General features: G+C 72.6%; 20 protein-coding genes and 1 pseudogene. 11 read left to right on the top strand and 10 right to left on the bottom strand.

Annotated elements, in window-relative coordinates; all coding sequences use genetic code 11:
* Nucleotides 1-412, bottom strand: a 412-nt coding sequence (locus tag Pma05_RS10325) for an MFS transporter (protein ID WP_239312115.1), incomplete at its 3' end; no start/stop codon positions are given.
* 555 nt (nt 413-967) lie between these two features.
* Here Pma05_RS10325 and tuf point away from each other — a divergent pair.
* On the top strand, nt 968-2,155 hold the full coding sequence (tuf, locus tag Pma05_RS10320) for an elongation factor Tu (RefSeq protein WP_203857103.1): 1,188 nt from the start codon (nt 968-970) through the stop codon (nt 2,153-2,155).
* A 51-nt stretch (nt 2,156-2,206) separates the two neighbouring features.
* On the opposite strand, the gene Pma05_RS10315 is transcribed toward tuf, so the two are convergent.
* Nucleotides 2,207-3,211 (bottom strand): winged helix-turn-helix domain-containing protein, encoded by a 1,005-nt coding sequence (locus tag Pma05_RS10315; RefSeq protein WP_203857102.1) that lies wholly within the window; start codon nt 3,209-3,211, stop codon nt 2,207-2,209.
* 75 nt (nt 3,212-3,286) lie between these two features.
* Between Pma05_RS10315 and Pma05_RS10310 the strand changes: the two genes are divergently transcribed.
* From Pma05_RS10310 to Pma05_RS10295, 4 genes are all read left to right on the top strand, one after another.
* Nucleotides 3,287-4,477, top strand: a complete 1,191-nt coding sequence (locus Pma05_RS10310; protein ID WP_203857101.1) for an MFS transporter — start codon at nt 3,287-3,289, stop codon at nt 4,475-4,477.
* Between the two features lie 120 nt (nt 4,478-4,597).
* Nucleotides 4,598-5,092 (top strand): Rv0361 family membrane protein, encoded by a 495-nt coding sequence (locus tag Pma05_RS10305; protein WP_203857100.1) that lies wholly within the window; start codon nt 4,598-4,600, stop codon nt 5,090-5,092.
* Nucleotides 5,093-5,263: 171 nt separating this feature from the next.
* The gene (locus tag Pma05_RS10300) at nt 5,264-6,670 is read left to right on the top strand and encodes a class II 3-deoxy-7-phosphoheptulonate synthase (RefSeq protein WP_203857099.1); all 1,407 of its coding nucleotides are present in this window, start codon (nt 5,264-5,266) and stop codon (nt 6,668-6,670) included.
* Between the two features lie 7 nt (nt 6,671-6,677).
* Complete coding sequence (locus Pma05_RS10295) at nt 6,678-7,748, top strand: threonine aldolase family protein (RefSeq protein WP_275414665.1); 1,071 nt, start codon at nt 6,678-6,680, stop codon at nt 7,746-7,748.
* A 106-nt stretch (nt 7,749-7,854) separates the two neighbouring features.
* Here Pma05_RS10295 and Pma05_RS10290 read toward each other — a convergent pair whose 3' ends face one another.
* From Pma05_RS10290 to pknB, 3 genes are read right to left on the bottom strand one after another with little or no spacing between them, the layout of a single operon-like run.
* A complete protein-coding gene (locus tag Pma05_RS10290; RefSeq protein WP_203857098.1) occupies nt 7,855-8,571 on the bottom strand; it encodes a M15 family metallopeptidase in 717 nt (238 codons plus the stop codon).
* Between the two features lie 33 nt (nt 8,572-8,604).
* On the bottom strand, nt 8,605-9,564 hold the full coding sequence (locus Pma05_RS10285; RefSeq protein WP_203857097.1) for a deoxyribonuclease IV: 960 nt from the start codon (nt 9,562-9,564) through the stop codon (nt 8,605-8,607).
* The gene (gene pknB / locus Pma05_RS10280) at nt 9,545-11,542 is read right to left on the bottom strand and encodes a Stk1 family PASTA domain-containing Ser/Thr kinase (RefSeq protein ID WP_203857096.1); all 1,998 of its coding nucleotides are present in this window, start codon (nt 11,540-11,542) and stop codon (nt 9,545-9,547) included. Before pknB ends, Pma05_RS10285 begins: the two co-directional genes overlap by 20 nt.
* A 329-nt stretch (nt 11,543-11,871) precedes the next feature.
* On the opposite strand from pknB, the gene Pma05_RS10275 reads away from it, so the two are divergent.
* Both Pma05_RS10275 and Pma05_RS42465 read left to right on the top strand, forming a co-directional pair.
* Entirely contained in the window at nt 11,872-12,237 is a 366-nt protein-coding gene (locus Pma05_RS10275; protein ID WP_203857095.1) for an Rv2175c family DNA-binding protein, read from the top strand.
* A gap of 14 nt (nt 12,238-12,251) precedes the next feature.
* A complete protein-coding gene (locus Pma05_RS42465) occupies nt 12,252-12,962 on the top strand; it encodes a lycopene cyclase domain-containing protein (protein WP_239312113.1) in 711 nt (236 codons plus the stop codon).
* Between the two features lie 58 nt (nt 12,963-13,020).
* Here the strand turns inward: Pma05_RS42465 and mptB are convergent, their stop codons facing one another.
* The 3 genes from mptB to Pma05_RS10250 form a co-directional block, all read right to left on the bottom strand.
* Complete coding sequence (gene mptB / locus Pma05_RS10260) at nt 13,021-14,685, bottom strand: polyprenol phosphomannose-dependent alpha 1,6 mannosyltransferase MptB (RefSeq protein ID WP_203857093.1); 1,665 nt, start codon at nt 14,683-14,685, stop codon at nt 13,021-13,023.
* Nucleotides 14,686-14,843: 158 nt separating this feature from the next.
* On the bottom strand, nt 14,844-15,926 hold the full coding sequence (locus tag Pma05_RS10255; protein WP_203857092.1) for a polyprenyl synthetase family protein: 1,083 nt from the start codon (nt 15,924-15,926) through the stop codon (nt 14,844-14,846).
* Nucleotides 15,927-16,169: 243 nt separating this feature from the next.
* Nucleotides 16,170-17,660, bottom strand: coding sequence for a helix-turn-helix domain-containing protein (locus Pma05_RS10250; RefSeq protein WP_203857091.1), 1,491 nt, complete (start codon nt 17,658-17,660; stop codon nt 16,170-16,172).
* A gap of 357 nt (nt 17,661-18,017) precedes the next feature.
* On the opposite strand from Pma05_RS10250, the gene Pma05_RS10245 reads away from it, so the two are divergent.
* From Pma05_RS10245 to Pma05_RS10235, 3 genes and pseudogenes are all read left to right on the top strand, one after another.
* Complete coding sequence (locus Pma05_RS10245; protein ID WP_203857090.1) at nt 18,018-18,284, top strand: hypothetical protein; 267 nt, start codon at nt 18,018-18,020, stop codon at nt 18,282-18,284.
* Between the two features lie 82 nt (nt 18,285-18,366).
* A complete protein-coding gene (gene metF, locus Pma05_RS10240; RefSeq protein ID WP_203857089.1) occupies nt 18,367-19,284 on the top strand; it encodes a methylenetetrahydrofolate reductase [NAD(P)H] in 918 nt (305 codons plus the stop codon).
* 124 nt (nt 19,285-19,408) lie between these two features.
* A pseudogene (locus Pma05_RS10235) lies at nt 19,409-20,089 on the top strand (CDP-alcohol phosphatidyltransferase family protein); the annotation flags it as partial.
* A 233-nt stretch (nt 20,090-20,322) separates the two neighbouring features.
* Here Pma05_RS10235 and Pma05_RS10230 read toward each other — a convergent pair.
* Both Pma05_RS10230 and Pma05_RS10225 read right to left on the bottom strand, forming a co-directional pair.
* Entirely contained in the window at nt 20,323-21,699 is a 1,377-nt protein-coding gene (locus tag Pma05_RS10230) for a serine hydrolase (RefSeq protein ID WP_203857088.1), read from the bottom strand.
* Nucleotides 21,696-21,944, bottom strand: coding sequence for a hypothetical protein (locus Pma05_RS10225; protein WP_203857087.1), 249 nt, complete (start codon nt 21,942-21,944; stop codon nt 21,696-21,698). Before Pma05_RS10225 ends, Pma05_RS10230 begins: the two co-directional genes overlap by 4 nt.
* Before the next feature lie 191 nt (nt 21,945-22,135).
* Between Pma05_RS10225 and Pma05_RS10220 the strand changes: the two genes are divergently transcribed.
* Nucleotides 22,136-23,110 carry a MarR family transcriptional regulator gene (locus tag Pma05_RS10220; RefSeq protein ID WP_203857086.1) on the top strand — a complete coding sequence of 325 codons (975 nt, stop codon included), beginning with the start codon at nt 22,136-22,138 and terminating at the stop codon, nt 23,108-23,110.
* The last annotated feature ends 123 nt before the right edge of the window (nt 23,111-23,233 follow it).

Raw genomic sequence — 23,233 nt, 5'->3', positions numbered from 1 at the left:
GGGCCGCCGGCACCACGTCGACGATCGCGGCGACGAAGGCCGGGCCGGGCATCGAGTGGGCGATCCCGACGAGCGCGGCGAGTAGCGCGATCGCCGGCAGGCTGGTCACGACCGCCATGCTCGCCATCAGCGCCGACGCCGCCAGGTGCGACCAGACCAGGGTGCGGCGCCGTCCCCAGCGGTCGGCGAGTACTCCACCGAGCAGGACTCCGGCCACCCCACCGAGCCCGTACGCCCCGACCACCAGACCGGTGAGCGCGTCGCTCGCCCCACGTGCGTCGGTGAGGTAGAGCGGCAGGAAGAGCATGGCGAACGCGCCGACCCGGTTGATCAGCAGCCCCGACCAGAGGTACCAGAAGACCGCCGGCAGTCCGCCGGCCGTGTCGCGCAGCCACGCCCCTACCGCCCGCACCCGTCCTCCGGTAAGGATCGCTCAACAGCCCCCGGCCCACTCCCGACCGCAGAGAAGCAACCAGCCACCCCACTCGGGGTATCCCTGATCACCGCCGGACAACGGTAGAAGATCGCGCAGAATCAGGGAACTTGTTTTATCGGCCCGAGGTCGGAGACCACTAGTTCCCTGAAGGAGCGGGACGACCTTGTCCCCGACGTCGGGTGACTTGCCGCGCGGGAATATCGGTCGCGGGCGGGGGCGTTGGGGGCTAACGTGATCGCCATGTTCGGCACGGTCGGGTTCGGGCGGCCCGCAGGGTTCCTCCTGCTGGGCCCCGCCGCCGTGTGCGTGGCGTCGACCCAGTCGCACCAGCCTGGCCGGCTGGATAGCGGCGCGCGAGGCTGACCCTCCTCCCGCACCAGCAGAACCCACGGAGGAGGGTGGCCCGGTTTCCCGGTGCCGCCCTTTCATGGCGTACCGGATGCGCGGTTCTGGCGCGGTTCCCCCTCTCGCGGTCTGGCATCCGCCCGCGCTCGTCGCCCGCCAACCCGTCTCTCCATTGAGGACATCGTCATGGCCAAGAGCCAGTTCGTACGCACCAAGCCGCACCTCAACATCGGCACGATGGGACACGTCGACCACGGCAAGACCACGCTGACCGCCGCGATCACCAAGGTGCTCGCCGACCGGGACCCGGCGGTCAACCGGTTCGTCGCCTTCGACGGCATCGACCGGGCGCCGGAGGAGGTCGCCCGGGGCATCACCATCACCATCGCGCACGTCGAGTACGAGACCGCCACCCGGCACTACGCGCACGTCGACATGCCGGGTCACGCCGACTACGTGAAGAACATGATCACGGGTGCGGCGCAGGTGGACGGGGCGATCCTGGTCGTCTCGGCGCTCGACGGCGCGATGCCGCAGACCCGGGAGCACGTCCTGCTGGCGCAGCGGGTCGGGGTGCCGTACCTGGTGGTGGCGTTGAACAAGGCGGACGCGGTGACCGACCCCGAACTGCTCGACCTGGTCGAGCTGGAGGTGCGGGAACTGGTCGGCGAGTACGGCTTCCCCGGTGACGAGGTGCCGGTGGTGCGGGTCTCCGCGCTGCGGGCGCTGGAGGGCGACCCGGAGTGGGTCGGGTCCATAGCGGACCTGCTCGACGCGGTCGACCGGTACGTCCCGGTGCCGCCGCGCGAACTCGACCGGCCGTTCCTGATGCCGATCGAGAACGTGCTCACCATCTCCGGCCGGGGGACCGTGGTGACCGGAGCCGTCGAGCGGGGCTCGCTGCGTGCCGGTGACCCGGTCGAGGTGGTCGGGCTCGCCCCGACCCTGTCGACCGTGGCGATCGGGCTGGAGACCTTCGGCCGCTCGCTGGAGTCGGCGCAGGCCGGGGACAACGCGGCCGTACTGCTGCGCGGGGTCAAGCGCGACCAGGTGCAGCGGGGGCAGGTGGTGGCCCTGCCGGGCAGTGTCACGCCGCACCGCCGGTTCACCGCCCAGCTCTACGCGCTGACCGCCGGCGAGGGCGGCCGGCGTACGCCCTTCCACGCCAACTACCGGCCGCAGTTCTACTTCCGGACCACGGACGTGTCCGGCGCGGTGGACCTGGGCGAACTGCCCCAGGTCGCCCCCGGTGACACCGTGGCGATCACGGTCGAGCTGAGTAAGCCGATCGCGATGGACGTCGGGCTCGGCTTCGCCGTCCGGGAGGGCGGCCGTACGGTCGCCGCCGGAACGGTGACCGCGCTGCTCGACTAGGGCCGCCGACCGGGCAAGCTCGCGGCGGAACGAGTCGACGGTCCGGGCGACTCAGCCGGCGGTCCGCTCGTCGGACCGCCGGCTGATCCGGACCAGCCGGTCACCGTCGGCGGTGCGGAAGTAGAGCACGTACCGTCCCGAGCGGCGTCGGTGCACGAGCTGGGCGTCGAGCAGTACCCGCAGGTGCCCGCCGACCGAGCCCAGCCCGTGCCCGGTCGCGGCGACCAGTCCGGTGGTGCTGGTCGGCGACTCCAGCCGGGCCAGGATCTCCGCCCGGACCGGGCCGAGCAGCCGACTCAGCGCCGCCGGCGGGGCGCTACGGGCCGGATCGGCCAGGATTCCCCGGCACGGGTAGACCACCGTGTGCCGGTCCGGACGGTCGGAGCCGACCCAGCCCCGGGTGGACGTACTCGGCACGAAGAGCAGTCCGGTGTCGCCGAGGTCCTGCGGCGGAAGGTCGTACGTGTTGATCTGGAGCCGGCCGTGCCCCAGCCAGCGCATCCCCGGCCGCATCCCGTCCAGGGTGGCCGCCCAGCCGCCCGAGCCGAGCAGATGGGTCCGGGACACGATGTCGGCCTCGAAGAGCCGCTGCCGGCGCGGCCAGTCCGGGCGCAGGGTGCGGGTCCAGACCCAGCCCAGCAGCTCGGCGACCCGGGCCGGCAGGTCGGCGCCGCGCAGCTCGGCCGGGAGCGGCCCGGCCAGCCCGGCCAGCAGGTCGGCCCGGACCGCCCCGGCCGGCGTCTCGCGGATCCGGCGCAGCTCACCGGCGAACGTCGCCGCCGCGTCCCCGGCCGACGTGCCGAGGAAGTCGGTCGGGGTGGCGAGGAAGTCGGGCAGCCAGCGCGGCGGGAAGGCGGCCCGGACGAACGCCGCGCTGAATGGATCACCGGCCAGCCGGGACCGGTACGCGGGGACGTGCGCGTCGAGCCAGGCCCGCTGACCGGGCAGCGTGGGGTGCCCGTCCAGCGCCTTGAGCGCCGCGACGGTCTCGACCAGCGGGGACACGGCGAACCGGCTCCGGGCCAGTACATCCGCGTCGAGCAGCCACAGCCCCACGACCGACCCCCCTCCGGTTTCGTCTCCAGGTGAAAAGGTAACGGCCGGCGGGGCGGCGTACCCAGACTGCTGGCCGTGCGTACCTATCGGGAGTTGTTCCGGGTCCCCGAGTTCCGTCCCCTCTTCCTCGCGATCTCCGCCCAGGTGGCGGCGAGTACCGTCAACGGGCTCGCCCTCGGCACCCTGGTCTATTCCGCCACCCGATCACCGCTGCTCGCCGCGCTCAGCCTCTTCGGCCCCTCCTTCGCCCAGGTGCTCGGCGCCACCACCCTGCTCTCGGTCGCCGACCGGGTACCGCCGCGCGCCGCGTTGGCCTGCGTCGCGGTGTTCCTCGGTGCCAGCACCCTCGTGCTGGTCCTGCCCGGCATGCCGATCTGGGCCATGTTCGTGGTGATCGGGTTCATGGGGCTGGCCGGCTCGATGGGCGGCGGGGTCCGCTGGGGGCTGCTCGGCGAGATCCTGCCCGACGGCGGCTACCTGCTCGGCCGGTCGGTGCTGAACATGTCGGTCGGGGCGATGCAGATCAGCGGCTTCGCGCTCGGCGGCGCCCTGCTCACCGTCGCCACCCCGCGCCAGGTGCTGCTGATCGGTGTCGGCCTCTATCTCTGCGCCGCGTTGGTCCTCCGGTTCGGCCTCACCCGCCGCCCGCCGAGGGCGGTCGGCCGACCGTCGGTCCGCCGGACCTGGCAGGTCAACGCCCAGCTCTGGGCGACACCCACCCGCCGGTACGTCTACCTCGCGCTCTGGCTGCCGAACGGGCTCGTCGTCGGCTGCGAGGCGCTGTTCATCCCGTACGCCCCGGAATCCGCGGGGGTGCTCTTCGTCGCCGGCGCCCTCGGGATGCTCGCCGGGGACACGGTCGTCGGCCGGTTCGTCCCGGCCCGGTGGCGGCAGCGGCTCGTCACACCGCTGCAACTGTCGCTCGGGGTGCCGTACCTGCTCTTCGCGCTGCCGATCCCGCTGCCGGTGGCCGCGCTGGCCGTCGCCGTCGCCTCGGCCGGATTCGGCGGCGGGGTACTGCTCCAGCAGCGCCTCGTCGACCTCACCCCGGAGCAGATCCGCGGCCAGGCGCTCGGACTGCACTCCTCGGGGATGTTGACCATGCAGGCGGTGGCGGCGACGCTGGCCGGCACCGTCGCCCAGTACCTGCCGGTCGGTGCCGCCATGACCGTGATGGCCGTACTCTCCCTGCTGGTCACGCTCCTGCTCCGCCCCGGGCTGCGTACCCCGACCGACACCCGTACCCCGGAACCGGCGACCGCGTGACCCGGCGCCTGCGCTCCCGAGGCGCCCGCGCTCCCGCACCGCCTGCGCTCCCGAGGCGTCGGGGCGGACCTCTCGGCGGCGGCTCGACTAGGGTGGGAACCCCTGCGTGGAAGGAGCGCGATGGTCGGCGTACGGCGTCGGGTGGTCGGTGTGGTCGCGGTGCTGGCGATGGTGCCACTCGGCCTGGCCGGCTGCGGCCCGTTCGACGAACTCGTCGGGCAGGGCGCCGAGCCCACCCCCACCCCCGACGAGGGCCCGGAGCGGGCCCGGGAGCGGGTGCAGGCGTACCTCGACGCGATGAAGGCGAAGAGCGCCGCGGATGGCCGCGAACAGCTCTGCGAACCGCTGCGGGAGTCCTTCGACCAGGCGGCCACCGGCCCGAACGGCGACTTCGCCAAGCACTTCTCGGTCTCGGCGGCGAATATCACCGACGTCCGGGCCAACGGTGCCGACCAGGACGTCAGCACGTCGATCACGGTGAAGGTCAGCGGCAAGGCCACCCCGACCAAGGTCCTCTTCACGGTCGCCCGGGCCGACGGGCAGTGGTGCATCGCCAAGGAGGCGATCGGCGGCCACACCCCGGCGCCGTCCGGCTCCCCGACCGAGCCGACCTGATCGCCCCGGGCGTCCGTCCTCGGCATCGCCGTAGCGTCGTCGACATCGCGTCTCGGGGGCTCCGGTCAGGTCGGTGCGGATTCCTGGCGGGTGCTGGCCGCGTGCTCCCACGAAGCGGACGGGCGCCCCTCGCTCCCGGCGCGGTGCGGGTCTCGCCGTACGCTTTCTGGCATGCGCCATGAGTGGCACCAGTTGACCTACCCGGCCGTGGGCAACACCGCGTTGCAGACCAGCCGGCCGACCGAGGACTCCGCCGAGGACGAGGCGCTCGGCCTGGACCGGTGGCGGGAACTGCCCCGGGCCCAGACGCCGCCGTGGCCGGACCAGGCGGTGGTGGACGGGGTCTGCGGGATCCTCCAGAACGTGCCGTCGATCGTCGCCCCCTACGAGGTCGACCAGCTCCGGCAGCGGTTGGCGCTGGTCTGCGAGGGCCGGGCGTTCCTGCTCCAGGGCGGCGACTGCGCCGAGACCTTCACCGACAACACCGAGAGCCACCTGCTGGCCAACGCCCGGACGCTGCTCCAGATGGCGGTGGTGTTGACCTACGGGGCGTCGCTGCCGGTGGTGAAGGTGGCCCGGGTCGCCGGGCAATACACCAAGCCGCGCTCGCTGCCGACCGACGCGCTGGGACTTCCGGCCTACCGGGGCGACATGATCAACTCGCTGGAGGCGGTGCCGGAGGCGCGGGTCGCCGACCCACAGCGCATGATCCGGGCGTACGCGAACTCGGCCGCCGCGATGAACATGCTCCGGGCGTACCTCGCCGGAGGGCTGGCCGACCTGCACGCCGTGCACGACTGGAACAAGGGCTTCGTCAAGAACTCCCCGGCCGGCGAGCGCTACGAGGCCATCGCCCGGGAGATCGACCGGGCGCTCGCCTTCATCCGGGCCTGCGGGATGACCGAGGACGAGGCGCTGCGCACCGTCACCCTCTACTGCTCGCACGAGGCGCTGGCCCTGGAGTACGACCGGGCGCTGACCCGGGTCTCCGACGGCCGGGCGTACGGCCTCTCCGGGCACTTCCTCTGGGTCGGCGAGCGCACCCGGCAGCTCGACGGGGCGCACCTCGACTTCATCTCCCGGATCGCCAACCCGATCGGCGTCAAGCTCGGCCCGACCACCAGCCCCGATCAGGCGATCGAGCTGTGCGAGAAGCTCAACCCGGACAACGTCCCCGGCCGGCTCACCCTGATCAGCCGGATGGGCAACAACCTGGTCCGCGAGGTGCTGCCGCCGATCGTGGCCAAGGTCACCGCGGCCGGCGCCAAGGTCGTCTGGCAGTGCGACCCGATGCACGGCAACACCCACGAGTCGTCCAACGGCTACAAGACCCGGCACTTCGACCGGATCGTCGACGAGGTACTCGGCTACTTCGAGGTGCACCGGTCGCTGGAGACCCACCCGGGCGGCCTGCACGTCGAGCTGACCGGCGAGGACGTCACCGAGTGTCTCGGCGGCGCCCAGGCGATCGAGGACATCCACCTGCCGGACCGCTACGAGACCGCCTGCGATCCCCGACTCAACACCCAGCAGTCGCTGGAACTCGCCTTCCTCGTGGCGGAGATGCTCCGTGGCTGACGACCCGATCTCCCAACTCGTTCCCTTCGCCGCCCAGGGCGCCCCGGCGACCCCGGGTCCGGTCGACCTCCGGTCGGACACGGTCACCCGGCCCACCCCCGGGATGCGTGCCGCGATGGCCTCGGCCGAGGTCGGCGACGACGTGTACGCCGAGGACCCGACCGTCAACGCCCTCGAAGCCGAGGTCGCCGCGCTCTTCGGGCACGAGGCGGCGCTCTTCGCCCCGACCGGCTCGATGGCCAACCAGATCGCCATCCAGGTGCTGGTGCCGCCGGGCGAGGAACTGCTCTGCGACGCCGACGCGCACGTGGTGACGTACGAGATCGGCGCGGCGGCGGCGATCGGCGGCGTCTCCACCCGGACCTGGTCGCCGGTCGGCGCCGACCTCGACCCCGAGGTGGTGGCGGCGATGATCCGGCCGGACGGCTACCACGCGGTGCCGACCCGGGCGATCGCCGTCGAGCAGACCCACAACCGGGGCGGTGGCGGGGTGATCCCGCTGACCGCCCTCGCCGAGCTGCGCCGGGTCGCCGACGACGCCGGGATCGGGCTGCACTGCGACGGCGCCCGGATCTGGCACGCGCACGTCGCCGACGGGGTGCCGCTGGCGAGCTACGGAGAACTCTTCGACACCCTGTCCGTCTGCCTCTCCAAGGGGCTCGGCGCGCCGGCCGGTTCGCTGGTGGTCGGCAGCGCGGAACGGATCGCCCGGGCCCGGGTGATCCGCAAGCGGATGGGTGGCGGGATGCGCCAGGCGGGGATCCTCGCCGCCGCCGGCCGGTACGCGCTGCGCCAGCACGTCGAGCGGCTCGCCGAGGACCACGTCCGGGCGGCCCGGCTCGCCGAGGCGCTCGCCCCGTTCGGAGTACTGGCCGGTCCGGTACGCACCAACATCGTTCCGCTGGACCTGACCAAGTGCGGGTTCGACGCTCCCGAGCTGGGTGCGGCGGCCCGGGACCGGGGCGTACTCGTCTCGGTGCTCGGCCCGCGCATCGCCCGGCTGGTGACCCATCACGACCTCGACGATGCCGGAGTGGACCGGGCGGTAGAGGTGCTCACCGAGATCTTCCGCCACTGACCGGACCGGCGGGCCCGCTGCCGAACGCCCGACGGATCGACGAGCCCGGCAGCGGGTCGACGGGTTGACGGGTCGGGCGCGGGTTGACGGGTCGGTGCCGCGCTGGTCAGCCGCCGGTGCGGGTGAAGTGCTGGTAGTCGGGGGAGCGCCAGTCGCCGCCCCACTGCCAGCCGGCCACCGCGAACGCCTCGACCAGTACGCCACCCGGGACCGCCGTCCCGGGTCGGTGGCCGGAGCGGTCCCGGTACGCGGCCCCGGCAGGTGGCAGTACCCGACCGTCGACCAGGTACGGGTTCTCCACCGGGTTGACGTCGATCGCCTTCCCGTACGCGTGCACGGACCACTTCGCCGCGCCGCCGGAGACCGCCCTGCGGCAGTTGAAGCCGGAGGTGTTGTCGTCGGCCATCGACCGGTCGTCGTCCCCGGCGTACGTGTCGACCGGCTGTAGCCGGCGGATCGGGAAGCGTTCCCGGTAGAGGGTGGCGAAGATCTCGACCACCTCGGCGGTGACCGACCGGTGCACGACGATCGTGCCGATCTGGGGGCGGCCGTCGAAGTCCCAGTAGTCGAGCCGGATCCGCCGGAGCTGGTCCGGGCCGACCGGGCAGCCGGGGCGCCAGCTCTCGCCCAGCTCGGCGGCGGTGACCGTGGACACGTCGTGCCGGAACTCGGGGGCCGTGCTCGTCGGCCCGAAGGGGATCGTCGACCCGCCCGCGCCGCCGCCCGGGTCGCTCGGCGGGCCGGTCGGTGGGCCGCCGCAGCCGGCCACCGCGAGCGCGGTCAGCAGCCCGACCAGCAGCACACCCCGCACACCCCGTCCCACCGCCGCCACGCTACGCCCCGCCGAGAGACAGCCCTACGGGCGGAGGCGTTTGAGGAGGTTGATGTCGTCGGCGTGGCCCTGGTTCTCGCTCGGCGTCTCCACGACCACCGGGATGCCGGTGGTCGCCGGGTGGGTCATCAGCTCGGCGAAGGCGGCCTCGCCGATGCTGCCCTTGCCGATCGTCTCGTGCCGGTCCCGGGTCGAGCCGCACAGGTCCCGCGAGTCGTTGGCGTGCACCAGCCAGAGCCGCTCCGCCCCGATCGCGCCGACGAGCGTGTCCAGCGTCTCGCGCATGCCGCCCTCCCGGGCCAGGTCGTGGCCGGCCGCCCAGGCGTGGCAGGTGTCGAAGCAGGCGCCGAGCCACGGGTGCCAGTCGACTGCGGCGAGGTACGGCTCCAGGTGCTCGACCCGGGAGGCCAGCGAACGGCCGCCACCGGCGCTCGGCTCCACCAGCAGCTTCGGCCCGCCACTCGCCGCCGCCGAGTCGAGCAGCGGCAGCAGCGCCTCGCGTACCTGTCGCATCGCCGCCTCGGCGTGCCCGGCGTCGACCGCGCTGCCGGCGTGGAAGACCACCCCGGTGGCACCGATCGCGGCGCCCCGGTCCAGCGCGTGCGCCAGGGTCGCCACCGACTTCTGCACGGTCGCCGGGGTGGGCGAGCCGAGGTTCACCAGCAGCGACGCGTGGATGTACGCCACCAGCCCGCGTTCGGCGCAGCCGGCCCGGAACGCCGCGTCCTGCCCGGGGTCGCCCGGTGGCAGTGCCCAGCCCCGCGAGTTGCCGACGTAGACCTGCACCACCTCCGAGCCGATCGCGTCGGCGTACGGCAGGGCGGCCCTGGCCAGTCCGCCCGAGGTGGGGGTGTGCGAGCCGACGGGTCGGCTCGACGCGGGCCGCCGGCCCGAGCCGGTGCCGGGTCGGTCGCCCGGCGAGCCGGCGCTGCCGGTAACCGGGGTGGTGGTGCCGGCGGCGTGCTCAGAAGCAGGTGATGACAACCTGGGTCCCTGGCGGCACCGGAGTGTTCTCGTTCGGGTTCTGGATCCGGACCGTCCCGTTCGGGTTGAACTGCACCCCGACGGCCAGGCCCTGGCTCTCCAGGAGCTGCTTCGCCTGCTGACAGGGCAGGTCGATCACCCGGGGCACGTTGACCGCCGGCGGGCCGTTGCTGACGTCGACCTTGACCTGCGCGTTCTTCTCCACCCCGGCGCCGTCCTGCGGGCTCTGCGCGATCACCTGGTCCTTGGGCTTGTCGGAGTCCTTGTACGTCTCACTGAGTTCGAGGCCGAGGTCCCGGACGATGTCGCGTACCTCGTTGATGTTCTTGCCGACCAGGACCGGGACGCTGATCGGCGCCTTGCCCTTGCTCACGATGACCGTGATCTTGTCGCCGGGCTTGACCTCGGCGCCGACCTTCGGGTTGGTGGCGATCACCACGCCCTCCGGCAGGTTGTCGTCGTACCGGTCGGTGCCGCGGACCAGGACCAGGTTGGCGTTCTCCAGGTCGAGCTGGGCCAGGTCGAGGGTCTTGCCGACCACGTCCGGGACCGGGAAGCGCTCCGGACCGAGGGACAGGGTGAGGGTGATGGTGCCGCCCCGCTGGATCCGGCTGGTCGACTCGGGGTCCTGGGCCAGCACCTGGTCCTTGGCGACGTCCTCGCTGTAGCGGGGATCCGCGAATTTGATCACGAAGCCCGCCCTTTCGGCCTGCACCTTGGCCTCCGTGCCGGCCAGCCCGGCCAGGCTCGGCGTCTCGGTGTAGCGGCCGAACGCGAACCACCAGCCGGCCATCCCGGCGACCAGGGCGAGCGCGACCACGGTCACCACGACCGAGGCCCGGCCGGCGAAGAGTCGCCCGCCGACCTCGCGGACCCGGTCGAGGAGGTCGGAACCCGGGCTGGCCGCCGCCCGGCGGCGGTGCGGGGTGGTGCGTTCCCGTGGCTGGTCGGGCAGCCGGGCCCAGGACGGACGGTTGGTGGGGCTGACCGACGAGACCACCATGGTGGGCTGCTGCACCACCATGGTCGGCTGGTCGACGGCGGGGATCTGCCGCAGTATCGCCGTGTTGGCATTGGCGACGGCGCCGAGGTCGTCCCGGACCACCTGGACCTCGGCCTGGAACGCGCCCGCGTCCGTCGGCCGGGCGCCCGGGTCGCGCCGGGTCGCCCGGCGGACCAGCTCGTCGAGGACCGGCGGCAGGCCGGGGACCAGCCCGGAGGGCGGCGGTACGTCCCGGTCCACGTGCTGCCAGGCGACCTCCACGGCCCGGTCACCGTCGTACGGGACCCGGCCGGTGAGCATCTCGAAGAGCACGATGCCGGCGGCGTAGACGTCGGTACGCGGATCGGCGCGGCCCTCGGTGACCAGCTCGGGTGCCACGTAGGCGACCGTGGCCATGAGCTGGTTGCCGCCCTCGGTGTCGGAACTCGCCTCGACCGCCCGGGCCAGCCCGAAGTCGGCGACCTTCACCACACCGTCGACGAGGTTGCCCGCACCGCCGCTCGGCGCCTCGGCGACCAGCACGTTCTCGGGTTTCACGTCCCGGTGCACCAGTCCGGCCCGGTGCGCGGCGCCGATCGCGGCGAGCATCTGCTCCAGGATCGCGAGCGCCTCGCTCGGGTTGAGTCGCTTGCGCTCGGCCAGGATGTCGCGCAGGGTCCGGCCCCGGACGTACTCCATGACCAGGTACGGCAGGCCGCCGTGGGTGCCCTGGTCGTAGACGGCCACCACGTTCGGGTGGGTCAACCGGGCGATGGTCTTGGCCTCGTCGGTGAACCGCTCCAGGAACCCGGCGAGCTGCACCTGCGCCGCCTGGGCCTGGTTCGGGTGAATGATCTTGATTGCGACCGTACGGTCTAGCCGCTCGTCGATGGCGGTGTAGACGGTCGCCATCCCACCACGGGCCACGCGACCGCGGATGCGGTAGCGTCCGTCGATCAGCGTGTTAAGCAGCGTGTCGGCGACCTGTATGTCCATCGGCAGGCAGTCTATGTCTCCAGGGGGCAGCGGCAGAACAGGATGCCACAGCCGACGCCGAAGCGAAAAGTTCGTGTCGCCCGTTCCACGCGCGGCGGAGATCGCTTCGACATGATTTGCCGGCCTCGTCCTGCTCAGCCCGCCGGTATCGGCGGCTCACCCCACCCTAACCGTGCCGCCCAGCCCACCCCAGCCGCGCGGCTCACCCTCCCGAGTCGTGCCGCTCCGTCGCCCGCCCGAGGGTCGTCCGGCGGGCTGGTCGGGAGCTGTCCGGCGGGCTGGCGGGGAGCCGTTCGTCCGGCCCGGTGGCGACGTGGCAAGGTGAGCGGGTGACCGAATCCTCACCCGCCGACCCCCAGCCGACCGAGCCGACCGGCTGGCTGAGCCTCCCGGACGTCGCCGAACGCCTCGAGGTGACGATCAGCAAGGTGCACCAGATGATCCGGGACCGGGAACTGCTGGCGGTCCGCCGGGACGGAACCCGGGTGGTTCCGGCCGAGCTGGTCGCGAACCGGACGGCACGCAAGCACCTGCCGGGCATCCTCACCCTGCTGCACGACGCCGGGTACGACGACGAGGCGGCGCTGCGCTGGCTCTACCTGCCCGACGACACCCTGCCGGGCACCCCGGCGGCGGCACTCGGCGACGACCGGGCCCGCGAGGTCAAGCGCCGGGCCCAGGCCACCGGCTTCTGACCGGATCCCGCCGAATGGAGCGATTCGCCTACCTGGCGGTGCTGGCCGGGTGCCTCGGCGCCGCGCTCTGGCTGGAGCCGGTACTGCGGGTCAACGTGCTGCGGCGGTGGCGACGGTTGCTGCTCACCCTGCTACCCGTGGTGGTGCTCTTCGCGCTCTGGGACCTGACCGCGATAGCCGCCGGACACTGGACCTTCGACCCGACGCAGACCAGCGGCGTAACTGCTGCCCGGCGGGCTGCCGCTGGACGAGCTGCTCTTCTTCGTCGTCGTACCCTGCTGTGCCGTCCTCGGCTTCGAGGCGGTGCGCGCGGTGCTGCGCTGGCCGGCCGGCGACGAGTCGTCGTGAGCTATACGGTGGCCGCCCTGCTGGGGGTGGCCGGCACCGTACTCGTCGACCTCTTCGTGCTGCGTACCCGGCTGCTGCTCCGGCCGGTGTTCTGGGCCACGTACCCGATCATCGTGTTCTTCCAGTTGATCTCCAACGGCATCCTGACCGGCCGGGGCATCGTCCGGTACGCCCCGGACGCGATCCTCGGCTGGCGGCTGGCGTACGCGCCGGTGGAGGACCTGCTGTTCGGCTTCGCCCTGGTACTGCTGACCCTGGCCGTCTGGGTCCGGCTGGGCCGGGCCGGCGTGCAGCGGACCCCGGCCGCCGGCGAGGGTGCCCCGCTGCTCCGGCTGCTCGACCGGCGACGATCGGACCGGCGACGACCGGACCGTTGACGACTGGACCGTTGACGGCCGGACCGGCGACGACTGGACCGTTGACGGTGTCGGGCCGTCAGCTTCGGCGCCGGGAGCGCCACCTCCGGTATGCCACGGCGGCCAGTACCAGCAGCAGGGCCACGTCGAGGAGGGCGCCGGGCAGCTTGGTGAGCACGGCCAGCCCGAGCCCGCTGGGCAGGACCAGGAAGCTGAGCACGATCACCGCGACGGCGACCCGGTGGACCCAGCGCCGCGCGGAGAGTCCCGCCGCGAGCACGGTGACGGCGGTCAGCCCGTACCAGGGGTAGAAGATCGGGGAGAGCAGGGCCAGGGCGGTGAAGGCCACGCCGGTGATGGTCACCAGTCGACGGCGGGCGCGGGTCCGGTCGGGTGCCGAGCCGGCCCGCCCGGCCCGGACCAGCAGCGCCGCGAGCGTCCCGGTCAGCGCGACGAGGCCGAGGAGTCGGGCCGCCGCCACCGCGCCGTCGACCGCCTCCGGGCGTCCGGCGAGCCGCAGCAGGTATCCGGCCGCCATGCCCAGCCCGCTGGGTACCGAGGTCCACTGCACCAGCCGGCCCGTGCCGGAGAGGGCGGAGATCCAGCCGAGGTCGAGGCCGGTGGCCAGGGTCACCCCGGCGAAGGCCAGGCCCGCACCGGCCAACCCGCCGGCGCCCGACACCGCGACCAGCCGCCGATCGAGGAGTACGCCCGGCAGCCGTGCCCGCCAAACGGCCGGCCGCCTTCCGGCCCTGTCGGCACCGGTCGGGCCAGCGGAGTCCGGGGCGCGACCAGGCTGGACGCGGGACAGCGACACACTGGTGAGCCGGATGGTCGTGAGCCGGATGGTGGTGAGCAGGAGGGCGAACGGCAGCGCCACGATCGCGGTGACCTTGATCGCGACCGCCAGCCCGAGCAGTGCGCCGGTGACCAGCCCGGCCCGACCGGCGCCGAAGGCCGACGAACCACCGGCTGCCAGGGACAACGCGGCCACGACCAGCCCCAGCACCAGGGCGTCGTTGTGCGCCCCGCCGAGCGCGTGCACCAGGACGAGCGGGGAGACCAGGCCGAGCCAGGCGGCCCGGACCGGGTCGACCCCGCCGGCCCGGGCCAGCCGGGGCAGGCAGCCGGCGACGAGTACGACCCCGGCCAGCGCCTCGGCGCGGAGCAGCGCGATCGTGACCAGCAGTTGGCCGTCGGTGGACGTGGTGACCAACCGGGCCACCGCGACCGCCGCGCCGGCCAGGGCCACCGCCAGCGGCCCGTACGGGGTCGTCGTGTCCCGCCACAGCACGGGTACGGCCGCCGACCAGACACATCCGCCCGGCTGGACGCCGACGGAGTACGGGTCGACACCGTCGAGCCAGAGCGCACCCTGGCAGGCGTAGGCGTACGCGTCCCGGCTGCCCACCGGGGGCGCGACCAGCAGCGGAGTCGCCCAGAGCAGTCCGGTACGCAGCAGCCAGCCCAGCGGCACGCTCGCCGGCCGGCGCCGCACCCGTACGCCGAGCCGCCACCAGGTGACCGTCAGCGCCACCAGCCCGGCGACCCAACCGGCCAGACCGAGCCAGTAACTCCAGGGCACGGCCTGTGGACCGCCCGGCAGCACCGCCGCGTCGGCGTCGCCGGCCGGCAGGGCACCCGCCCGGTAAGCGCTGACCGCCAGCGTGATGCTGGCGGCGAGACCGGCCATCCGGAGCCGGGTGGGCCGATCCCGGGAGGGCGGGTCTCCGACGGGTCGCACGAGACCAGCATCGGAGCCGGCGCTGCGGCGAACGGTCCCTTCCGCTCGGAAGCGTGAGAAAAAGCCGATTCTCGTACCCTCCCGGCTCAGCCCCTTGCAACTCGGCCATTCCAGCCCGGCCCCTTGCAACTCGGCCCTCCCGGCTGGGCCTCCGGGGTTCAGTCCTTGCGGCGGGTGGCCACGACGGCGAGGTCCACCAGCACCTCGCGGGCCTCGGTCTCCAGTTCGGCGCCGACCAGCGCGGCCAGTGCGGTGTCGGTGAGCGTGGCTATCCGCCGCTCGGTCCGGTCCAGCGCCCCGCTGCTGGTGATGATCTCGCGCAGGACCTCGATGCCGGCCCGGTCGAGCCCGGGGTCGCCGAGTCGGTGGTTCAACAGTTCCCGTCCGGCCGGACTGGTCGCCTCCAGGGCCGCCGCCACCAGGTAGGTACGTTTGCCTTCCCGCAGGTCGTCCCCGGCCGGTTTACCGGTCTGACCGGGATCGCCGAAGACCCCGAGTACGTCGTCCCGGAGTTGGAACGCCTCGCCCAGCGGCAGCCCGTACCCCGAATAGGCGGCCCGAAGCTCGGCGGGCGCGTCGGCGAGCGCGGCGCCGAAGAGCAGCGGTCGCTCGACCGTGTATTTGGCGGACTTGTACCGGGCGATCTTGCTCGCCCGGTCGACCGAGGTGTCCCGGGTCGCCTGGGCGAGCACGTCCAGGTACTGCCCGATGGTGACTTCGGCACGCATCTCGTCGAAGACCGGCCGGGCCCGGCTGACCACGATCGGGTCGATGCCGCTGCCGTGCAGCAGTTCGTCGGACCAGACCAGGCACAGGTCGCCGAGCAGGATGGCGCTGGACTCGCCGAACCCCTCCGGTTCACCGCCCCAGCCGGCTGCCCGGTGCTGGGCGGCGAACCGGCGATGGATCGACGGTTCGCCGCGCCGCGTGTCGGACCGGTCCATCAGGTCGTCGTGGATCAGGGCGCTCGCCTGCACGAACTCCAGCGCGGCCAGGCCGCTGACGATCTCGTCGGAGTCGAGCCCGCCCGCCCCCCGGTAGCCCCAGTAGCCGAACGCCGGCCGCAGCCGCTTGCCGCCACCGAGCACGAACGCCTCCAGCGCCTCGGCGACCGTGCCGAGCCCGTCGTCGACGCCGATCATCCAGTCGCGCTGTTTGAGGAGGAACCGGGCCAACGACTTGTCGACCCGCTGGCGTAGGCCAGCACGGTCGACCGGTGGGACGGGGGCGGATGCGGTCACGCCATGACGCTAGTGGATCGACTATCCGAGTGCGCGGCGCGGCCACGCCACCGGCTTCGGGGCGCGGCCGGCGTCGGCCCGCTCGACCGGCTGTCTGCCCTGCTCACCTACATGATCGACCCACTCGCCAGCCCACCCGCTCCACGCGCCGCGCAGAGAGATCGATCGATTGACACCCGGCGGCGGAGGTCGCCGACGATCACCCGGCGTGCCCGCCGCGCCGGCCGCCAAGACCGCTCATGGTCATCCGACACTGCCGGCGAGAGCTGTCGGTGGCGCCGCCGGCAGGTAGCGACGGGCGGCTGCCGTCAGCGCCGCGTGCCGTCGACCGGCCGGCTCCGTCCGGTACGCCGCGAGCCGCCGGCCGACGCCAGCCAGCTCCGCCGCGGCCCGCGCCGACCCCGACCGTACGGTGTCGAGCAGCGCGGCGTCCGCCACCTCGGCGGCCCGCTCCCACTCGCCCAGGTCGAGACAGGCGCGGGCCAGCCAACTGCCGTAGACCGCCGCCGTCCTCGGCTGCCCGGGCCGGGTCAGCGCGGCGCGGAGCAGTGGTTCGGCGCGCAGCGGGCGGCACAGCGCGGCGAGGCAGCGGCCGGTCATCGCGGCGAGTTCGCCCTCGTCCAGCCAGTAGAGCCAGGCCGGTTCCCGGGACGGCTCGCGTCGCCCGGCCGCCCGGTCGGCGGCGCGCAGCGCGGCGTACGCGGGCCGGCGCCGCCCGCACCGCGCCGCCGCGAAGGCGATCCGGTGCAGCAGCAGGGCCCGCAGCCCGGCCGGGGCGGTGCGCCGGGCGCCGAGATATCCGGTACGGGCGAGCAGCAGGCCGCCCCGGGCGTCACCGAAGCTGCTGAGCAGGTGACTCGCCGAGCCGAGTACGTGCGCGCCGAGGCTCCGGTCACCGGCCCCGGCGGCAGCGGTCAGCGCCAGCCGGTACGCCCGCAGTGCGGCGCCGACCTCGCCCGCGTCGGCGTGCAGCCAGCCGGTGAGCTGCGCCGCCTCGGCGACCAGCGGCAGTGCGTGCCGCCCGGGTCGGCCGGTCGCCCATCGTGCCGTCGCCAGGGCGAGCCGGCCGGCCGGTGACGACAGCAGGTCCCGCCCACCGACCAGGTCGTCGAGCCGCCGCAGCCCGGCGACTCCGGCCGCGTCGAGCGGCAGTTCGAGTGCCTGCTCGGGCGCCTGTTGGGGCGCCTGTTCGGACGCGGCCTCGCCCGCCGTTCCCGACCGACCCGCTCCCATCCGCGCTGGCCGGCCCGAGACCGCTCGGGTCGGTTCGACCGGGATCGTGGCCGCTGGCCCGACCGGGATCGTGACCAGCGGCCCGACCGGGATCGTGACCGTCGGTCCAACCGGCCCGTCCGGATCGGTGAGCCAGGCGTGTGCCGAGGCCAGCAACTCCTGCCGGGCCCGCGCCACGCCGGGATCTCCGCCGTCCCCGTGGTCGCTGGCAGCGGACCGGCTCGCGGCGGCGGCGACCGCCAGGTCTTCGACAGGCACGTCGAGTACGGCCGCCAGCCAGCTCAGCCAGAACTCGCCGGGCACCCGCTGCTGCCGCTCCCATCGGGAGACCTCGTGCCGGCTCACCGTCGGTACGCCGGAGGCGGCGCAGAGCTGCTCGGCCACCCGGAGCTGGCTCCAGCCTCTGGCCAGGCGCAGTTCGGTCAGTAACGCGCCGAGTGAACCCGGTGCGGCGGCGCAGCGGGGCGCGGAGTCGTGCGGTTGGTGCTCGGGTCGGGGCATGGCGGTCCTTCGGCGCGTGACGATCTGACAAACCTGCTGCTGACCCCCGCGCATGCCCCCGGAGACCGGCGACGCCGCCCTCCCTGCGCGGCCCTATTCCTACCGGCCGGGTACGACGTTCTACCCGGATCAGGGGTACCCGGGAAGGTGCGGTATCCGAGGGGCCGGTACGCGTACTGGCCACGGGGGCCAGCGGGCTGGCCCCTCCCCGCTGGCTCCTCCCGGTCGGCCCGATCCGCCGTTCGATCGAGGGCGACGGCCACCGTCGACCGGTACGCCTCCCCGAGGTACGCCTCCCCGGGCACCGGCCGGCATCGGTGAGCGTCGAGTCCGATCGAGGAGTCGAGGAGTGCCGCCGTGCCCAGCGAGTTGCCGTTCGACCCGGAGAACCCGCCCGACGAGCCGCCGCCGGAGGTGGTGCAGCCGATGGCCTGGCGGCTGGCCGTACGCCTGCACCGGCAGCACAGTCCGTTGCCCGCCGACCCGGTGACCCCGGTCTCCGGCCCGGCCGGGCCGAACGTCTGCCGTACCTGTGCCGACCCCTGGCCCTGCCACGGCCGGCAGATCGCCGTCCGCGGACTGCTCGCCGCCTGCCGGGGTCCCGACCCTCGTGGTGACCGCTAGATGGGACCGAAAAGTGGACTCCAAGCCCCGAACAGGACCCAAAGGTGCGAGACCGGGTCGGCTCGACCGGTAGAGTCGCGGCGTGGCGCTCGGTCTTCCCTCTGTCCTCCCCGACTCGCGGCCGTCGATCGGGGACCTTGTCCGTGGTTCCCAGCAGACCTTCTCGTTCGAGTTCTTCCCGCCCAAGACCGAGAACGGCGAGCGGCTGCTCTGGCAGGCGATCCGCGAGCTGGAGTCGCTGCGCCCGTCGTTCGTCTCCGTCACCTACGGTGCCGGCGGGTCGAGCCGGGACACCACCGTCTCGGTGACAGAGCGGGTGGCCACCGAGACGACGCTGCTGCCGATGGCGCACCTGACCGCGGTCAACCACTCGGTCGCCGAGCTGCGCAACGTGATCGGCCGGTTGGCCGGCGCCGGGGTGCGCAACGTGCTCGCCGTCCGGGGAGACCCGCCGGGCAACCCGATGGGGGAGTGGGTGCGGCACCCCGAGGGCGTGCTCTACGCCGAGGAACTGGTCCGGATGGTCCGCGAGGCGGGCGACTTCAGCGTCGGGGTGGCGGCATTCCCCTACAAGCACCCCCGGTCGCCGGACATCGCCACCGACACGCGGTACTTCATCCAGAAGTGCCGGGCCGGCGCCGACTTCGCGATCACCCAGATGTTCTTCGACGCCGACGACTACCTCCGGCTGCGGGACCGGGTGGCGGCGGCCGGCTGCGACACGCCGATCCTGCCCGGCGTCATGCCGGTCACCCAGTTCAGCACGATCGAGCGTTCCCAGCAGCTCTCCGGGGCGCCGTTCCCGCCCGCGCTGGCCGCCCAGTTCGACCGGGTCGCCGACGATCCGGAGGCGGTCCGCCGGCTCGGCGTCCAGCAGGCCAGCGAGATGTGTCGCCGACTGCTCGACGAGGGTGTGCCGGGGATCCACTTCATCACCCTCAACCGGTCGACCGCGACCCGCGAGGTCTGGCAGAGCCTCCAGGCCGGCGTCGGAGTCTGATCGGATGCGGCCCGAGCCGGTTCCGGGCCGATGCGGCGACGTCCCACGCCGTGCCTGCCCCACCGTCGGCCCGGTTCCGGACCCTCGGGCGCGACCTGGGCCGCCGTCCGGCGGTTGATCCAGCGTGGGCAAGCGGTTGACGTGGGACGAGTACGCCAACAAATGGGCGCGGCTGCACGGCGGCTTCGACCCCCGGATGGCCACCACGTCGGTGCGCCGCTGGCTGCGGATGTCGTACGCCCTCGGCTGTTTCCTCGCCCGGCTGCACGTGCCGCCGACCGCGGTGACCGTGCTCGGGGTGCTGCTCTGTATCGGCGTACCGGTGGCGGTCAGCCAGTCCCGGCCGGGGCCGGTCGGGCCGTTCCTTGCGGCGGGATTCGTACTGCTCTCCGCCGTGGCGGACAGCATCGACGGCGCGGTCGCCGTGGTCACCGGCCGGACGACCCGGCTCGGCTACGTCTACGACTCGTTGGCCGACCGGGTCGGCGAGGTCTTGTGGCTGATCGCCTTCTGGCTGGTGGGAGCCCCGGGTGTGCTGGTGGTGGCGGCCGGGGCGCTCTCCTGGTTGCACGAGTACACCCGGGCCCGTTCGGTCTCGGCGGGGATGAAGGAGATCGGCACCGTCACCGTGGGGGAGCGGCCGAGCCGGGTCAGCGTCGCCGTGGTGGGGCTGCTGATCGCCGGGGTGGCTCATCTGATCATGCCGGAGCTGGCGGCCGGCACGATCACCGTGGCCACCGCGATCTGGGTGCTGCTCGGCTTCTTCGGCATGGTCCAGTTGCTCTCGGCGGTGCGCCGGTCGCTGGACACCGGCAACGAGCCGGCCGGCAGGGGTGCGAGCGGTAGTGCGCCGGCCGGGAGGCCGTCGGCCGACGGCGGCCGACCGGTCGGCCCGGAGTCCTCCGGCCGGCAGTCGATCGCGGAGGAGCCGACCAGCAACGATCCCCCCGGCAAGGAGTTGGCCCGCCGCGAGCCGACCGCAGTGGAACTGAGCCGCCGCGAACCGCCCGAGTGAGGGCGGCGGCCTTGGCTACCCGGTCACCCTGATCGTGGGTGTATCCGGCAGTTGGTGTGGAGGTATCGGGCGGTGCCGTTGGTGAAGTCGTAGATGGCGACGGTCTGGGTGTCCTCCAACGGATCCGTCGGTGGCAGCAGGAAATGTGTCTCGCTCACCGGGAGTAGCGCGTATCTGATGCGGTCTGGCTTCTGGAGGAAATCTGCCTGCATCGGGTCGAGGACCAGGGTCAGATACAGCTTTCCGTCGTCGGCGGACACCTCGTACCGGGTGCCGGGGCGCTCGTAGACGCCTTCGTACCTCGACAGGTCGAGGTTCAGCGTCGGGTCCGGTGCGGGCAGGTCCGGGATGGTGACCGTGCCGAGGTCGGTCAGGATCTCGTTGAACACCTTGCGGTAGAAGCTTTCCCGCGGTCCGCCGTTGGTCAGCATCGCGATGGCGGTGTTCGAGTCGGGCAGGATCCGGAGCCGGGCGTTCTGGCCGATCGTGCTGCCGTCGGTGGCGTAGACGGTTTCGCCGTGCCACTCACACACGATGAGACCGAGTGCCCAGGCCGGCCCGAACAGGTACGGATCGGGTACGGGCACCCGCGAGCGCATCATCTCCCGCACGCTCTCGGCCGAGACGATGAGCTTCCCGTTCGGTGCTGTGCCTTCGTGGAGCAGGACGTGCGCCATCGTGAGCACTTCCCGGATCGTCGAGGTGATGTTGCCGCCGGGGCCGAAGGCGCGCGGCAGGTGGTCCACCGGTGTGACGATCGGGCCCTCGTCCAGAGAGCGGATCAGGTGCCCGGTCGCGGCCCGGGTTTCGTCCACCTGCTCGCGCCAACTGCTCGTGCTGGTCAGACCCATGGGATCGAAGAGACGATCTCGCATGACGTCGTCCCAGCGTTTGCCGTCGAGCACCTCCAGGATCCGCGCGAGAATCGCGTACCCCAGTGCCGCGCTGTAACCGTGGGTGTGACCTGTCGGGAAGACCTGTGGCGCATCGGCGATGTTGTCGGCCATGCGCTCGTAGACGTCGTCGTCCTCGCCGGGATCGCCGTAGGCTTCCTCGATACCGTTGGTGTGGTGCAGCAGGTGACGCGGGGTGACCTTGGCGCTTGTCTCGGGATCTGCGACCGTGAAACCGGGTAGGTAGGTCCGCACCGGCTCGTCCAGGTCGATTTTCCCCTCGTCGACGAGCTGCATGAACGCCAGCGCGGTCCATGTCTTGGTCATGGAGCCGCACTGGTAGACGGTGTCGATCGTCGCGGGTTCGCGCGTTTCCACGTTCTTGACACCGACCGCGAGTTCGGTGAGCTCGCCGGCGTGGAGCACGCCGATCGCGGCGCTCGGGATGCCATGCTCGGCCAGGAGCACGGCGACCCGGGCCTGAATCCGTGGCACGTCGATCGTCATCGCGGGAGACCGATCGCGTTCGCGGCATCCGCTTCGAAGTACTCCGTCGTGGCGTAGGCGCCCGCGTGTGTTTCGAAGAAGTCCCGCACGCCGTCGATGGAGTCGTGGGTGACGATGTTGATCGCCTTGGCCCCGTCCTTGCTCGCGACCGCCACCTTCCATTTGGCGCCCTTGGGGAGCATGGCGTGTGCCTTCTTCAGGCCACTCCAGAACCTGTCGTTGTCCGAGACGGTCGATACGGCCATGACGTGCACGATCGTTGTCCTCCCTTTCGGTATGCGGAAAAGCTACGTTGCATTTAAATTTCCGTCAACCGAGGGAGTCCAGAAAAGCTAAGCCAGAGACCAATCGTTGCAACAGAATTGTGAATGAAAGCAACTGCGTCAGCCGAGCCGTTGCATTGTATTGTGGATGAACGCAAGGGGAGGAGGGGCCGGTGCCAGGGGGCAGGCTGACTCACGAGGACCGCGGGCGGATCGCGGCATGGCTGGCCGACGGGCTCGGGTACGCCGAGATCGGCCGCCGACTGGGCCGACCGACGTCCACCATCAGCCGCGAGGTCGCCCGAAACGGCGCGCCCGGCGCCTACCTGGCCGAGCACGCCCAGCAGGCCGCTGGCCACCGTGCTCGCCGGCGCAAGCCCCGACCGTCCGAGGCGACGACCGACGGAGAGTCGACCGAGGTGATGCGTGGTTTTGTGGACCAGTTCGCGACCCTGCTGGCCGCGACCGGACTGCCCAGGATGACTGCCCGGATATTCGTCTGCCTGCTCACCGCCGACGCCAGCGGCCTGACGGCAGCCGAGCTGGTGCGCCGGTTGCAGGTCAGTCCGGCGTCGGTATCCAAGTCCGTCGGCCACCTGGAAACCATGGAACTGGTGGTGCGCCGACCGGACGGCGGTGGGCGCCGCGAGCGGTACGCCATCGAGGACGAGGTCTGGCTCCGGGCGTGGCAGGCCGACAGCGGCGCACATGGCGAGATCGCGGTGGCCGCGCAGCGGGGCGTCAAGATCTTCGGTACCGACACGACCGCCGGAGCCCGGCTGCGCAGGATGGGCCAGTTCTTCGCCCGGCTCAGCGAACAGATGAGCGGCAGTACCCTCGCCGAGCCCGTCGGGTACGACGCGCTGACCGTGCTCGCCGCACTCGTCCATGCCAGTCGACCGCTCACCTTGGCCACGCTGGCCACCGCGCTCGGCTGGCCCCGGGACCGCCTTACCGCCGCTCTGGCCGCGATCAAGCTTCACCCCGCCATCGCCGATCCGCTCATCCTGCGGGCCATCGAGCCCGAGACCTACACCATCACCGCCAGACCCGACCGCCTCAGCCCGGCACAACGCCGAGCCATCGGAGACGCGAGCCAGGCGAATCGCACGAACACGTCCTCGATATCGGTGACGCGCCCGGCATGAGCACACCGGACCAGGTCAGCCATCACCGTTCGCTGGGTGCGGGCCGTCGCGAGTTCGATGACCCCCGGAAAGTCGTGCACAGGTGCAACACCCTCGCGTTCGGGGTCATCATCCCGGCAGACC

It is taken from the genome of Plantactinospora mayteni (assembly GCF_016862935.1).
GTDB classification, from domain to species: domain Bacteria; phylum Actinomycetota; class Actinomycetes; order Mycobacteriales; family Micromonosporaceae; genus Plantactinospora; species Plantactinospora mayteni.
This window is presented reverse-complemented; position numbering and strand designations above follow the sequence as displayed.